The 15,383-nt window shown below is 55.2% G+C and carries 7 protein-coding genes; 3 read left to right on the top strand and 4 right to left on the bottom strand.

The window, feature by feature from the left end:
- Window positions 1-71: 71 nt before the first annotated feature.
- Together DW350_RS19730 and DW350_RS01015 are read right to left on the bottom strand one after the other, a co-directional pair.
- Window positions 72-3,761 (bottom strand): S8 family serine peptidase, encoded by a 3,690-nt coding sequence (locus DW350_RS19730; protein ID WP_115717078.1) that lies wholly within the window; start codon window positions 3,759-3,761, stop codon window positions 72-74.
- Between the two features lie 217 nt (window positions 3,762-3,978).
- Window positions 3,979-7,644, bottom strand: a complete 3,666-nt coding sequence (locus tag DW350_RS01015; RefSeq protein ID WP_152032917.1) for a S8 family serine peptidase — start codon at window positions 7,642-7,644, stop codon at window positions 3,979-3,981.
- A 300-nt stretch (window positions 7,645-7,944) separates the two neighbouring features.
- Here DW350_RS01015 and pckA point away from each other — a divergent pair, with 300 nt between their 5' ends.
- The gene (pckA, locus tag DW350_RS01010) at window positions 7,945-9,546 is read left to right on the top strand and encodes a phosphoenolpyruvate carboxykinase (ATP) (RefSeq protein WP_115717076.1); all 1,602 of its coding nucleotides are present in this window, start codon (window positions 7,945-7,947) and stop codon (window positions 9,544-9,546) included.
- Window positions 9,547-9,730: 184 nt separating this feature from the next.
- The gene (locus tag DW350_RS01005) at window positions 9,731-10,591 is read left to right on the top strand and encodes a patatin-like phospholipase family protein (protein WP_115717075.1); all 861 of its coding nucleotides are present in this window, start codon (window positions 9,731-9,733) and stop codon (window positions 10,589-10,591) included.
- Here DW350_RS01005 and DW350_RS01000 read toward each other — a convergent pair.
- Together DW350_RS01000 and DW350_RS00995 are read right to left on the bottom strand one after the other, a co-directional pair.
- Window positions 10,588-11,574 (bottom strand): helix-turn-helix domain-containing protein, encoded by a 987-nt coding sequence (locus tag DW350_RS01000; protein ID WP_115717074.1) that lies wholly within the window; start codon window positions 11,572-11,574, stop codon window positions 10,588-10,590. The two genes, DW350_RS01005 and DW350_RS01000, sit on opposite strands and share 4 nt — an antisense overlap.
- Window positions 11,574-12,467 (bottom strand): GGDEF domain-containing protein, encoded by an 894-nt coding sequence (locus tag DW350_RS00995; RefSeq protein ID WP_192954769.1) that lies wholly within the window; start codon window positions 12,465-12,467, stop codon window positions 11,574-11,576. The genes DW350_RS01000 and DW350_RS00995 overlap by 1 nt, the downstream gene beginning before the upstream one ends.
- 220 nt (window positions 12,468-12,687) lie before the next feature.
- On the opposite strand from DW350_RS00995, the gene DW350_RS00990 reads away from it, so the two are divergent.
- Complete coding sequence (locus tag DW350_RS00990; protein ID WP_115717072.1) at window positions 12,688-15,375, top strand: TonB-dependent receptor; 2,688 nt, start codon at window positions 12,688-12,690, stop codon at window positions 15,373-15,375.
- Window positions 15,376-15,383 lie beyond the last annotated feature (8 nt).

Here is a 15,383-nt window from a genome sequence, read left to right as displayed (position 1 = left end):
CTTATTTGCCTAACCAGTCACAAAAAAAACCCCGCAAAATGCGGGGCTTTTAGCAAGGGAGTTTTAGGTATTTACCACCATTTCCACCAGCTATGGCCGCTGTTGCCATGGCCTTTACCGTGGTCATTATGGCCTGGGTGCTGGTCACCGTGGTCGCCGTGCCCAGGATAACCATTACCGTGATCGCCATGGCCCGGGTGGCCGTTGCTACTACCGGTAACAGTCACCGTTACGGTGCCCGGTTCGCTGGCGTTGCCAGATTCATCGGTCAGGGTATAGCTGAAGCTGTCGGTGCCGGTATAACCATGGAACGGCGTGTAAGTGGCGGTGCCGTCAGCCACCGTAACTTTACCGTGTTTAGGCTGGCTGCTAATGCTAACCGCTGCCGCTTCACCGTCGGGGCTAACCACCAGTACCGCTTCGGCAGTTTCGCTAACGCTACCACCACTTACCGCAGAATTAATGGCATGGCGGCTGCCAGACAGGCCGGAGAGCAGGTCAATGCTGGCCGCTTCACCTTTGCTGGTTTCCAAGGTGTCGTCGGCGGCGGTCAGGCTGCTGGCGCTAACGCTGTAGTCGAGGCTGACACTGCCACCGGCTTGGTGACTTACCTCAAAGCTGGTGCCAGACGCGGGCACGGTGCCACTGCCGTCCACATAGAGTGAGCTACCCACGGCCGAAGCGTCCTGCAAACCTGCGGTGACGTTTTCCGGCATGTCGCCCATCGACACGTAATGCACGTACACGTCATCACTGTTGAGCTTAAACAGCACCTGGAAGGTGTAAGTGTTGCCGCTGTCATCGTCGTAAAGCGGTACGTCTTTCCACTCAAACACCAAGTAGTAGTCGCTGCCATCGGTGATGAACTGATAGTACCAACCGCCGGTGCTGGTCATATCCAGGTCGGTCCAGAACGGTGCCAGCACCGCACCGCTAACCCGGCTGCTGGGCATGGTGTCGTTGTAGTAAGAAGACGACACGCTGCCACCGTTAAAGGCGATATAACCGTTGGTGCCCAAGGTCAGGGTAGAAATGCTTTGCCCCATAAACGACAAGCCGTAGCTCGACAGACTCAGGGTTAAGGTGCCTTCATCACAAGAAGTGGAACAGCTTAAGGTGTATGGGCTAAAGCCGTCGGTCAGCGAAGGCAGGCTGTCAAGCCAGCTTGGGCCGGTTTCAAGGGAACCTAGCGGCTCGTTAACAGTGCCGGTCCAGGTGGCAGTTTTGCTAGATGCGTCATAAGCAAAGCTGCTTTGGGTGGCATTGGTTACGGTGGCAACCGGCTCACTGGCAACGGTTACCGTATCCGGGAAGCTCACCGATACTGTGGCGGCATCACTGATGGACTTATTGGTAAAGACCGTTTGCGCCGCTACCGGCACGCCAGGGGTGGTGCTGCCCGCCGTTGAACTCAGCACTGTTGCGTCGGTGCTGTTACCGGCATAAACGGCAATGGGCATATGCACCATCGGTGCTTTGCCGTCTTGGTCGGTAAAGGTCACTTCGCCGAAGTACCATTGGTCACGGTCAGCCAGGCTGGTATCAACAGCAACGGTAAAGCTGCCGCTGCCGCCAGCTTTAAGCGACATGGCATTGGCCGACTGATGGTGGCCATGGCCGTCCACACTCAAGCTGCCGCTGACGGTGCTGTTCTCAAAGCTTACCGCACCGGTCCAGCTGGCTTTGTAGCCCACCAGGCTGGTGGTATCGACTTCAAAGCTGCATGCCGACACGCAGTCTGGCCCTGACAGTGATACCGGCGCCAAGGCCAACGCACTGTTGATGGCCTGGCTAACGTCCAGGCGCCCAGCGCCCATGGCAAAAGGCGTGGCCGGGGTTTCACCGTCGTCGTCAAGCACGGCGGTGTTACTGGTATTGACCAATGCTGATTTCACTTCAGCCGGTGTCCAGTCAGGATGCGCTGCCAGCACCAGGGCCGCAGAACCGGCCACATGGGGGCTGGCCATAGAGGTACCGGTTAATACCGCAAACTGGGTGTCGGCATCACCGGCTTCGTCGGGGGAATAGGCCGACAAAATGTTGGTGCCGGGGGCGGCCAAGTCAGGCTTAATAAAGCTGTTGTCGCCATTGGGGCCGCGGGACGACGAGCTATTCATAACATCAACCAGGCTTGGGTCAACGTAGGAAACCAAGTCTGGGTCAATGGTGATGTTCAAGGCGCCTTCAGCGGCGGCAGTTTCCAAGGTGGCGCCGTCATCTTGGCTAACCATCACCGCCGGAATGGTGGCATCATCCATCGACATAATAATGGGCGCACCCGAGGCGCTGTTATACACCACCATACCAATGGCACCGGCCGCTGCGGCGTTGTCGGCTTTCACGGTAAAGGTACAGCTACCACGGGAGATCAGCGCATAGCTGCCAGCAAAGGCGTCATCGGGGAAGGCATCACAACCTTCAACATTGGCGCTATCAATGGTGGAGGCGGCGATCATCGAGCCGGTTAAGGCGCTGTCGTCAACACTTGCAAACTGTACCGAAGAGGTACCTTCCACGGCATTAAAGTCACCTAAGCCGTCAACCGTGAGGGTTTCAACAAAACTGCGGCCGGTTTGGGTGTTGGCAACGGTAATGCCGGATTCCACACAGCCTGGGCAACCAATGGTGCTTTCGCTGTTGCCGTCGTTACCGGCGGCAGACACCACCACTACCCCGGCCGCTTCGGCGTTTTCCCACACTTCTTTGTACGCGCTCTGGTTCGGGTCGCCACCGGCGCTGCCGCCCCAGGAGTTATTAATAACGTCGGCGCCATCAGCCACGGCGTCTTCTACGGCAGAAATCAAGCTACTGCCCAAACCGCTGGCAGTAGAGCCGTTGTAATAAAGGGCCTTGTAGGCCATCAAATAGGCACCCGGTGCCACACCGGAAATATCATAAGTGCCAGCGCCATAGGTCACCTGCACCGGCACCCCAACAGCCGTGCCGGCGACATGGGTACCATGGCCATTCCAGCCCAAGGGGCTGTCGGTGTATTCATAACTGGCGGTGCTGGACGACGCGGTGTAATAGCGGGCCACAATCAGCTTGTTATTACAAAAGCTCGGGTCGGTGGTGTGGCAGTAATCGTCGTCTGGCAGGTCGGTTGGCGCTGGCATGCCAGCGTCATCAAACATCGGGTTTTCAGGGCGAATACCGGAGTCTACCACCGCCACGCGAATGCCCTGGCCGGCGGTGGAGCGGCCGCCCAGTTCCGCCCAAGCCTCTGGCGCGTTAATGATCGGCAGTGACTGGTCCATTTTCACTTGGATCACTTCATCGCGGTAAACCGCTTTAACGTTGGGCAGCGCTTTAAGTTGGGCCATATCAATGCCCTTGCCCTGCACCACCATACCGTTGAACACCACATTGTATTGGCGTTTTACCTTGGCGCCGGGGTATTTGCGGCCCAAGGAGCTAATGGCGGTTGCCTGCTCAGATTTAATTTTGGCTCTGTGGCTTTTAACGGCGCTGGAGGCAAAATTGATTTTGGGTTTCAGGCTGCTGGTGCTGGTTGTTGTTGTGCTGCTGGACACCGCTACCGCGCTGCTGGCGGCCACCGGCGAGTCGTTAAATTCAACGATATATTGGTCGGCCACATATTCGCGGCTGGGCAGGTTGGCTTTGTCGATTTTGTCGCCCCGAAGGGTGACTTGGTCAAATACTTTGAAGTTATCGGCAGGCTTGAGCTCGGCAGCCAGAGCCGTGCCCGCCGCCAATGCAAGCATCAACGGGCTGAGTTTAAAAAGAGAATTGGGTGTCACTGTTGGTCCCTCTTGTCGTTATGATTGGCGGGCAAGCGAAAAGGCTTACTGCGCCCACTCCATGTCGTTTCAGATTAAAGCCGAATAAAAACAATTTTTAAACAATTGGGAAACATACTGACTTTGGTTTTGTGATATGTGCAAGCTGTAAAATGAACCACTGCTAAGCGCAGCCACAAAAAAAGGCCCCAAACGGGGCCTTTTTTAGATCAACGCATTAGCGGCGCCTGCGCCGGTAACCAACCAGGCTCAGCAGCAACAGTGGCAGCCAGCCGAAGGCACCACCACCGCCGCCACCTGATTGGCTGGTCGAACTGCTGCTGGTAGCCGCGGTTACGGTAATGGTGGCAGTGCCAGCAGTACTGACGTTGCCGGCAGAGTCGGTCAGGGTGTAACTGAAGCTGTCGGTGCCCGAGAACCCTCTGTCAGGGGTGTAAGTGGTGGTGCCATCGTCTGCTACCGTCACCGTACCTGAGGCGGGTTCACTGGTAATAGTGATGCCGTCATCGGCAGCATCGCCATCGGGGTCAGATTCAAACACCGCGTTGGAAGACGCGTCTAAATCGCCACCGCTGGCAGTAGCGGCAATGGTGTAAGTGGCACTGTCTAACTGCGACAACAAATCAACGGTAACAGCGCTGCCCTCGGTGGTACTGGCGGTCACATCACCGGCACTGGGCAGCGCGCTGATATTGTAGCCAAGGGTTACCGAACCTGGGCTGGTGTAGCTCACGGTGTAGGCGTCGCCAGCAGCAGGCTCGGTGCCAGAACCATCGTAATAAAGGGCATCACCAACATTACCGGCATTATTTTGCAGGCCAACGGTGAGGTCATCGGGCAGGTCTGACAAGGTCAGATAATGGAAGTAAACGTTGTCGGAGTTCAGCTCAAAGATCACCTGGAAGCTATAGCTGTTACCGCTGGTATCGCCATAGAGAGTAGCGTCGTACCACTCAATCACCAGGTAGCTGTTGGTGCCATCCGTAATTTCCTGATAGTACCAACCACCGGTACCCGATAAATCTAAATCCGCCCAGAAAGGTGCCAGCATACCGCCACTGACCCGGCTGGAAGGTAGGTCGTCGTTGGTGGCGGAGTTCGTTACGCTGGCGTCGTTGACGGTAATGTAACCGTTGGTGCCAAGGGTCAGGGTTGAAACGCTGGTCCCCATATAGGTAAAGCCAAAGGCCGACACATCAATGGTGGCTTCACCGTCGTCACAGGCGGTTGAGCAACTGATGGTGTAAGGCGAATAACCGTCGGTAAGAGAGGTTAGGCTCGATAACCAAGATGGCCCGGAGCTAAGCGACGTAGCACCGGCATCCAAGGTACCGGTCCAGGTCATTTCCTGGCTGGAACTGTCATAACTAAAGCTGCTTTGGCTGCCGCCCGACACCGTTGCGGTGGGGGTGCCTGCCACCGTAACACCGCTAGGAATGGTGGTGGTAACGGTGAGAGTGTCGTCAACAGTGCCGTTGGTCAGTACGGTGCTGGCGGCCAAACTATTACCGGCTGTTACGGTGCCGGCCGTGGTAGTTAGCGAAGCGCTGGCGGTACTGCTGGTATCCAGATCCCCCACATAGACCGCAACCGGCATATGGGCGGTTTCTTCGCTACCGGCGCTGTCGGTCCAGGTGACGGTACCAAAATACCAAGTATCAGAGCTGGCGGCCGAGGTATCTACCGCCACGGTAAAGCTGCCAGTACCGTCGGCGGCGAGGACCATGTCGTTACTGTCATCACCCTGCACATCGCTGTCGGCGGTAACGGTGCCGGTTACCGCAGAACTGGTGAAGCTGATGGTGCCAACCCAAGTAACGCTGCTATCAAGCAAGTTGGTGGTATCAACACTAAAAGAACAGCTTGATTCGCAACTGCCACTGGCTAGCGACACCGGCGACACCGACAACGCGGCGTTAATGGCCTTACCCACATCAATACGGCCAGCCCCCATGGCAAACGGCGTGGCGGCGGTACTGGCGTCATCATCCAGTACATCGGTGCTGGCGGTGGTGGTAAGCGCGGCTTTCACTTCTTGCGGCGTCCAGTCTGAATGGGCCGCTAAAATCAGCGCTGCCGCCCCTGCCACATGCGGGGTGGCCATAGAGGTGCCGCTCATTACTGTGTAGTCAGAGTCGTAGCTGTCGGGCGAGGTGGCAGAAAGAATATTGGTGCCGGGCGCCGCCAGGTCTGGCTTTAAGATACTGGCATCGCCGTTGGGGCCACGGGACGAGGAGCTGCTCATCACATCCACCAATGAATCATCGATGTACTGGCTGATATCAGCACTTAAGGTCACATCTTCCGAGCCGGCTGCCAGCAAGGCTTCAATGGTCTCGCCGTCACTTTGGCTAATAAGCACCCCTGGAATGCTGGCGTCGTCCATGGCCATGGTAAAGAGGCTTTCCGATTCATTGTCGTAAACCACAATACCCAGGGCTCCGGCGGCTTCGGCGTTATCGGCTTTGGTGGTAAAGGTACAGGTGCCACGCTCAATAAGGGCATAACTGTCGGTGAAGGTGCCGCTAGGGAAAGCATCGCAACCGTCGGCGTTGCTGGCATCTTCCACCGCAGCCGACAGCAACGGCGCCGTTAGGTCGCTGCTATCAAGGTCAGCAAGGCTCACCGAAGAGGTGCCTTCAACCGCTTCATAGCTGGTGCCATCAACGGTAACGGTGTTCACAAATTCTTGGCCATCCTGGCTGTTTGCCACCGCAATACCCGCTTCAATACAGGCCGGGCAATCAATGGTATTGCTACTGTTGCCGTCGTTACCGGCAGCGGTAGCAATCACCACACCGGCATCTTCAACGTTGGTATAAATCTGTTGAAAAGGGCTTTCAGCAGGGTCAACACCGGCGCTGCCCCCCCAAGAGTTATTAATGACATCGGCGCCGTCTGACACCGCGTCTTCCATCGCCGAGATAAGCGTTGACGTGTCACCCGAGGCGGTCGAGCCATCATAAAACAGCGCCTTATACACCATTAAATAGGCGCCAGGAGCCACCCCGGAAATGCTGTAAGAACTGCCTTGATAGGTGGCCGTTACCGGGTCGCCCACGGCAATACCGGCCACATGGGTACCATGGCCTACATAGTCGGTGGGGCTGGTGGTGTATTCACTTGAGGAGGTGCCATCGGGAGCATCGTACAGGCGCGCCACAATCAGCTTGTTATTACAAAAGCTGCTGTCGGTGGTGTGACAGTAATCGTCGTCGGGCAAGTCAGAGGGCGCGGTAAAGCCACTGTCGTCAAACATGGCGTTATCGTTGCGAATACCGGAGTCGATAACTGCAACCCGAATACCGCTGCCAGCGGTAGCGCCGGTCGTACCGGCACCCAGGGTCGACCAGGCACTACTGGCATTGATGGTTGCAAGCGATTGCGCGTCTTTGACTTGAATAAGCTTGTCTTCGTAGACAGCTTTTACATTGGGTAGCGATGCCAAGGCAGCTTTATTCAGGTGGCTGCCCTGCACTGCCATACCGTTAAACACCACGCTGTAACTGCGCTTTACCTGGCCATTAGGGAAGGCCGCTTTAAAGGCGGTTTGGGTTTGGCTGTGCTCCGAGGCAAGGTGGCTTTGGTAGGCTTTGGTGCTGGCTGAGGAAAAATTGAGGGTACCTTTAGCTGTGCGCTGGGCGGCGGCCAGGCCTTTAATGTTGCCACCATAAGCCGCTACCGACTTACCGGTTAGCTCAACAATGTAACGCTTACTGGCCAGCTTTTTTATTGGCCCTTGGCTGGCCTTGTCGGTATCAACAGCCTTGAGCTTAACTTTGTCTATTACGTCAGCGTTGCTGGCAACAGAAAGTTGCGCCGCCGCAGGCAGCGCCACCATTGCCAGCGCCAAAGGGGTCATAAAAAAGCGAAACCTAGTCACATGCGATCCTTGTTCGGTCCAAACCGATACCACCGAAGATACTGAGTTAATTATCACGTCAAAGCATTGTCACAAGCCAGAAAAGAAAAAACCTTTGAATAACCTCTTTCTTGGCTTCAACTTACAAAGTTTTTACTCAGGTAACCGTTTAAAACGGCCGCTGTAATGAACCCTGAAAGTCTTTCAAAAATGATGATCTAGATGCGTGCTGTTGAGGCCACACTTGGGCTACAATGCCGCCGTATAAAAGATAGACAAGTCCCTACATTTAGACACTACGTACCCTAGGAGCCAGTCCCTATGCGTCAAATCGATCTGGGCCAGTACGGTATCAGCGCCGTCCAGGAAGTCCTTTATAACCCAAGTTACGAGCAGCTTTTTGAAGAAGAAACTCGTGCAGATTTAGAGGGTTATGAAAAAGGCATCGTTACCACCCTCGGGGCTGTCTCCGTTGACACCGGTATCTTTACCGGCCGCTCGCCAAAGGACAAATACATTGTTCGCGACGACACCACCAAAGACACCGTCTGGTGGTCTGATCAAGGCAAAAACGATAATAAGCCGATCAGCAACGAAGTCTGGCAAGACCTCAAGGGTTTGGTAACTAAGCAACTTTCTGGTAAGCGTTTGTTCGTAGTAGACACTTACTGCGGAGCCAACAGCGACACTCGCCTGAGCGTGCGTTTTATTACCGAAGTTGCCTGGCAAGCCCACTTTGTTAAAAACATGTTCATTCGCCCAACGGAAGCTGAGCTGAAAGACTTTCAGCCTGACTTTGTGGTGATGAACGGCGCTAAAACCAGTAACCCCAACTGGCAACAGCAGGGCCTTAACAGCGAAAACTTCGTGGCCTTCAACCTGACCGAGCGCATGCAGCTGATCGGCGGCACTTGGTACGGCGGCGAAATGAAAAAAGGTATGTTCTCAATGATGAACTACCTGCTGCCGCTTAAAGGCATCGCCTCTATGCACTGCTCTGCCAACGTCGGTAAAGAAGGCGATGTAGCCATTTTCTTTGGCCTGTCCGGTACCGGTAAAACCACCTTGTCTACCGACCCGAAACGGGCACTGATTGGCGATGACGAACACGGCTGGGACGACGATGGTATCTTCAACTTTGAAGGTGGCTGCTACGCCAAAACCATCAACCTTAGCCAGGAAGCCGAGCCGGATATTTACAACGCCATTCGCCGTGATGCGCTGTTAGAAAACGTCACCGTGCGCGCCGATAACAGCGTTGATTTCGACGACGGCTCCAAAACCGAGAACACCCGGGTTTCCTACCCCATTTACCACATCGACAACATCGTTAAGCCAGTATCGAAAGCGGGCCATGCCAAAAAGGTTATTTTCCTGACTGCCGATGCCTTTGGTGTACTGCCGCCGGTATCCAAGCTCACCAAAGCCCAGGCCGAGTACTACTTTTTGTCTGGCTTTACCGCCAAACTGGCCGGTACCGAACGTGGCGTTACCGAACCCACCCCCACCTTCTCCAGCTGCTTTGGTGCCGCCTTTTTAAGCCTGCACCCCACTAAATACGCCGAAGTATTGGTAAAACGCATGGAAGCCGTTGGCGCTGAAGCGTACTTGGTTAACACCGGTTGGAACGGCACTGGCAAGCGGATTTCCATTAAGGCCACCCGCGCCATTATTGATGCCATTCTTGACGGCAGCATCGAAAATGCCGAGTTCGTTAGCCTGCCTTATTTTGGGCTGGCGGTGCCACAAGCGCTGCCGGGCGTCGAAGACCAATCCATTCTCGACCCCCGTGCTACCTATGCAAGCGAAGCTGACTGGGAGCACAAAGCCGTCGATCTGGCCCAGCGTTTTGTCGATAACTTCGAGAAGTTTACCGACAACGCCGAAGGCAAGGCGCTAGTGAAAGCGGGCCCACAACTGTAAGCTTAAAATTGAAAAAGGCCGCGTAAGCGGCCTTTTTTATTGGTTATAAAAAGCGCACACCCGTTCGCTCAAAAATTGGCCAACAGACCTTTACATTTTTCTATATTGTTGATTTAAAAAAACAATTTAAGATAACAGGCTCATTTTGATAGGTTAGAGTAATCACTCAGGCCGGAGCTGTTCTATGGAGTCGTTAGCCAAGCAAGCCCTTATTGTTGAAGGTGGCGCCATGCGCGGTATTTTTGCCGCAGGGGTGTTGGACGCCTTTATCAGCGAGCAACACTACCCTTTTGAGCTGATCATTGCGGTGTCTGCCGGGGCCACCAACACTGTGGGTTATCTTGGCCGTCATATTGGGCGCAGCCGCAAAATTATTTCCAGGTTAGCCACAACAAGGCGCTTTTTTAATCCGCGCCGGTTTGCCCTAGGTGGCCACCTTACTGATGTGCACTGGCTGTGGCATGAGTCGTGTAAAGTGCTGCCGCTTAACATGGACAATTTCGCCAAAGCCCCCGAGTTTATTGCCGTGGTTACCGACGTGGATTCGGGCCAGGCGCAATATATTCCGGTGACCGCCAGCAACATGGACGATGTCATGCTCGCCACCTGCGCCTTGCCCATTGCCTTTAAGGAAACGCCGCAAATTGGCGACAACACCTTTACCGACGGCGGCATGGCCGATTCAATTCCGGTAGCAGAAGCTTACCGGCGCGGCGCCCGCGACATTACCGTGGTGCTATCACACCCCTTGGGTTACCGGATGAAACCAAGCCGGCTGCCGTGGCTAACCCAGCGCATATTTAAAGAGCACCCCAACCTGGCGCAAACCTTGTTGGACCGCGCCAAGGTTTATAACGCGTCCCTTGATTTTATCGACAACCCGCCAGCCGATTGCCGACTAACGGTAATAGCGCCGCCTAACGATTTTGCCGTTAGCCGCCTGACCATGGACCGCAATAAGCTCGATGCCGGTTATCAGATGGGTATTGAAGCAGGCCAGCAGTATCTTACTGAGCGCCAGCAGTTACTGGCCGCATCCGCCTAACGAAATACCGACGGCACGGCGCCGGTCCAGCGTTTAAAAGAACGGCGAAAGTTGTGCACGTCGGAGTAGCCTAAGCGCTTGGCTAACACCTCATTGGGCAAGTCGCCGTGGCAAAGCCAATGCAAGGCGCGCAGTTTTTTCACGCTATCGGTATTGGCCTTAAAAGAGCTGCCTTGATCCTTAAGCTGGCGTTTAAAGCTGGCCACACTCACCCCCGCCAACTCTGCCGCCGCCTCTAAACCGAGAGGCGACTTCAGGTTGCGGTGCTGCAGCCGCGCTAGCCATTCCAGTAACCCAAGGGGCATCAGTTGGCTGGCCAGCTGGCGATTAGCAAGCGCAAAGCGTTCCGTATCGCTGTCCCTAAAGGCAGCTTGCCACCAACTGCGCGGCAGGCTGATGCCGTCACTGGGCGCATTAAATTCAAGGGCCAGGCCCAGGTGAGTTTGGTAGAGGTGCAGGGCTTTGGGCTGGCTTTGGCTCAGGCTGATTTCAAGCTGCTGGCGGCCATCGAGTTGCAGGCGAATAAGCGCACTTAAAATGCCCAAGGTCACTTGCAAGAAAAAGCCTCGCGAATCCCCAAGCCCAACGCTGTCTTGCAGGTAACAATGCAAGCGCTCGCTGCTGGCTTCTAAACGCAGATATTGCAGCAATGGTAATTGCTGGCGGTGGCGGGCTAGCACCAGCAAGGCATGGCGAAGATCGGGTGCGTGGCGCAGGGCTTGGGCCAGCGGGTGGTTAAGACGCAGCAGATGGTGGCCAACCAAAAAGCCAAGGTCGGGCTGCGCTAGTTGCTTTTGCACCTGCATCGCCAATTTAATAAGCTGGCGCGCACAGATAAGGCGGCTGTCTAAGTCACTTTCAAAAAGGCCGGTTCCACGCAAAAGCCTTGCCGGTTCGGCGCCACGACGCATTGCCACCGTCACCATGGCCCTGGCCAACAGCGGTTGCAGCAGTTTGTCGTCAAGGCCAAACCAGGAGCGCATTAGGCTGGCCTTACAAAGGGGCCCCGCCCTTTGTCTTTATCTAATTGCTGCTGCAGCCGCGCCAATAAGGCGTCGCTTGATTCCCCCGGAGCTGCGGCCAAAATGGTCGCCTTAAGCTGTACCCGGCTTGACAGCCAGGGCCGCTCGGCCAGTTGCTGCGCTAAGGCGCTGGCCAACGCCTGGGCTTGGGCCTGATTACTGGCTGGCAGCAAGGCCACAAAGCGGTCGCCCCCTAACCGGCAGAGCAAGTCTTGGCTGCGAAGGCCTGCAACTAAAAATTCGGCCAAGCTTTTTAACACCCGGTCGCCAGCCAGCTCCCCTTGCTGCAAATTAAAACGGCCGAAGTCACGAATATCCCAGGCCAGCAAGGTTAAAGGGCTGGCGGCTTGCTGGTGCAGATGCAGCTCGCGCTCCAGCACCAATTGTAAATAAGGTTGGGTATAAAGGCGGGTTAGCGAGTCAACCAGTTGATGCTCACGAAAGAAATGCTCGCGGCTTTTCAGCTGGGCAGTAATGGCAAGTTGTTCGCGGTGCCAGCCCAGCAAACCGAAGGTCAGCATGGCAAGGCCAACAGGTGCCGGCAGACTTTCGGTCCAGCTCATCAAATGGTGGGTGCCAGGGTAGTGAATAAATTCGTCCAGCCAATCAAGCCAGCTCGAGCAGCAGAACATCAGGCCACCGGCAAACAGCAATAACGTCACCCGGCCATGGGGGCGACTTTTTAGCACCATACCCACCCAGGCCAGACTCACCAGCAGCACACAGCCTTCACCCACCGCATCCAACCAGTTAATGATGGCCAGCGGTTTTGGGGTGCCCATGTTTAGGGCCAATATCAACAGCGCCACCAAAAGGGCGACACTGAGCAGTAACTTGTATTTATGTTGGGCCATGGTTTCTCCTCGGCGCCATTGTTGCGGCACTCTTTTACAAAACCGTGACATCGCTTGTTTAAGCTGAGCCGATATGACCCGGGTCAGCAAGGCTCAGCCAGCTTCGCCTTGCCAGGCCCCTAAAAACGTTAAGACAAACTTAAGGTCACCTCACTGAAACAAAAACATCACACAATGCTTTCACAGTCGGCGGCAAATTCAGTGACCCGGACCTTACAGCATGAAAACCGCTCCCTTGTTTGCCATGACCGCTCTGGCTCTGTGCGCGCAAAGTTGGGCCGATAGCCAAGTGCAAGGCCAGCTGATTGATGCGGCTGGCCACAACGTGGCTGGTGCAACCATTAGCCTTGCCGCCAGCGCTTATCACACCACCACCGATGAAAATGGCCGTTTTGTGCTGCCGTCGGTCAAGGCAGGCCATTACCAGCTACAAATCCACTACCCCGGTATCGCGCGAGAAAAGCGCAGCATCGAGGTGGTTGATAACCAGCCCCTTAACCTGCCATTGACCCTGACGGGCGATATCGAGCACATCAGTGTGGTGGGCCAGGCGGCCAGCTTAGGGCGCGCTTTGGGGCTACAAAAAAACGCTGACAACATTGTTACCGCCGCCTCGGCCGACGGTATCGGCCAATACCCAGATGACAACGCCACCGAGGCGTTGCAGCGGCTACCCGGTATATCCATCGAACGTGACCAGGGTGAAGGCCGCTTTGTGCGTATTCGTGGTTTGGCACCGGACTTAAATACGGTGACTTACAACGGCGCCAATATTCCTGCGCCAGAATCGGGCAGGCGCGCCGTGGCCCTGGATGTTATTCCGTCCGATCTTTTGGGTAGTTTGGAAGTCTCAAAGAGCCTGACCCCAGACATGGATGCCAATAGTCTAGGCGGCAACGTTGAAATGAAAAGCCTGACTGCCTTTGACCACGACGGCCGGTTTTTTAGCCTGGGCGTAGCAGGCAGCTATAACCAGCTACGGGATAAAACCAGCCCCAAAGCCTCTATTGCCTATTCCGATACCTATGATGTGGGCAGTGATGTAGAGGCCTTAGGGATTGCCCTGGCGGGCAGTTATTACGACCGCAAGTTTGCCTCGGATAATGTTGAAACCCAGGGTGCCTGGGACGGCAATAACCTGGAAGAAACCGACATGCGCGATTACACCATTGAGCGCAAACGTAAGGGCCTGGCCGCCAACCTTGATTTTCGCCCAAGCGACAGCCAGCAGTTTTACCTGCGCGGCCTTTATTCCGAGTTTAAAGACCATGAAACCCGGCAGTCTTTTAGTAGCGAATGGGACGATGCGGTCAGTGCCGGGGAAAGTGCCAGCGCCGATTTAACCCGCAGCTTAAAAGACCGTATTGAAGACCAAACCATTACGTCGTTGAGTGTTGGTGGCCAATCCAGCTGGGACGACTGGACGCTGAAATACCAGCTTTCCGACAGCACCGCCGAAGAAAAGCTGCCGTTTGGCATTAAAGACGCCAAGTTCGAATACACCAGCAATGTCTCATATCAAAGCGGTGATAAACCGGTGGTCTATGGCGACAGCGACATCTACGACGCCAGCAACTACAGGCTGAGCAAAATCAAGATGTACGACCATGACACCACCGACCACAACAAAACTGTCAGGGCCGATGTTATTCGCCACCTTGAGCGAGGCAGTGTCAGCCTCGACATTCAAGGCGGCATGAAATTCGGCCAGCGCAAGAAGAAGATGGATGAAAACGTCTACAGCTATAAAGGCATCGACGGCACCTTAGCCGACTTTACTAGCGGCAATGCCGATTACAGCTTGGCAACCTTTGGCCCCACCATCAGCGTTAGCGCAGTCGAGTCAGCCATTAGTGGCCTTGATAAGGCCGACTACATCGACGAGCTGGATTCCACCATCGACGATTACCACGTTAAGGAAGACAACAGCGCCGCCTACCTAATGGGCACCGGCCACTGGGACAAACTGCTGCTGGTAGGCGGCCTTCGTTATGAAAAAACCCAGCGCGACACCCGTGGTTACAGTGCTTTTGAAAGTGAAGACGATGCCATTGACGCAACCGAATACCACAAGGACGAAGACCAGTGGCTGCCGTCTTTGAACCTGCGTTACAACCTAAGCGAACAAACCCTGCTAAGGGCCGCCTACTCCAACTCTTTTGTACGCCCCACCTACGACCAGCTGGCCCCTGGCATGTACCGCGAAGGCGATGCCGGCGACTATGAAGCCGAGTTTGGCAACCCCGAGCTTGAGTCTATGACCAGCGCTAACTACGACCTTAGCCTGGAACACTACAGCGGTGATATTGGCGTCGCCAGCATCGGCGTTTTCTATAAAGACATTAAAAACTTCATTTATCAGGCAGATAAGGCAGGCTCCAGTGGTTACGAAGACTACGACAAAGCCCTGACTTACATTAACGGCGACACCGCTGATCTGTATGGTGTGGAGCTGAACTATGTCACGCGCTTAAGCGCCCTGCCAGCTCCTTTCAATAACATGCTGGTGTCACTAAACGGCACCTGGACCAACTCCAGCGCCACCATCAGCTGGGACGGCGGCAGCCGCGATATTCCTTTCCCCAGCCAGTCTGACAAAACCGCCAACTTTGCCATCGGCTACGATGACGGCACCCTGTCGCTGCGGCTGTCAGCGGCTTACCAGTCGCGCTACTTGCTGGAAGTGGATAACGTGGAAGACAGCGCTTATGACCTTTACGCCGATGCGCACTTGCAGTGGGACTTTATCGGTAAATGGTCTGCAACCAAGAACCTGCAGATAGCTTTTAAAGCGCTCAACATCAACGATGAACCTTATTACGTTTACACCGGGCGCTCCGATTTAAACGCCCAATATGAAACCTATGGCCGCACCTTTGAGCTTGGCCTGCAGTACCACGCTTTTTAAGGACAGAC

It is taken from the genome of Gallaecimonas mangrovi, assembly GCF_003367375.1.
GTDB classification, from domain to species: Bacteria; Pseudomonadota; Gammaproteobacteria; order Enterobacterales; family Gallaecimonadaceae; genus Gallaecimonas; species Gallaecimonas mangrovi.
The sequence above is the reverse complement of the archived record's forward strand: the minus strand, read 5'-3'. Positions and strand labels throughout refer to the sequence as shown.

Bases quoted from the DNA above. Each gene is read 5' to 3' on its own strand.
- pckA (WP_115717076.1), top strand. From the start codon at position 7,945: ATGCGTCAAATCGATCTGGGCCAGTACGGTATCAGCGCCGTCCAGGAA.
- DW350_RS01005 (WP_115717075.1), top strand. From the start codon at position 9,731: ATGGAGTCGTTAGCCAAGCAAGCCCTTATTGTTGAAGGTGGCGCCATG.
- DW350_RS01000 (WP_115717074.1), bottom strand. From the start codon at position 11,574: ATGCGCTCCTGGTTTGGCCTTGACGACAAACTGCTGCAACCGCTGTTG.
- DW350_RS00995 (WP_192954769.1), bottom strand. From the start codon at position 12,467: ATGGCCCAACATAAATACAAGTTACTGCTCAGTGTCGCCCTTTTGGTG.
- DW350_RS00990 (WP_115717072.1), top strand. From the start codon at position 12,688: ATGAAAACCGCTCCCTTGTTTGCCATGACCGCTCTGGCTCTGTGCGCG.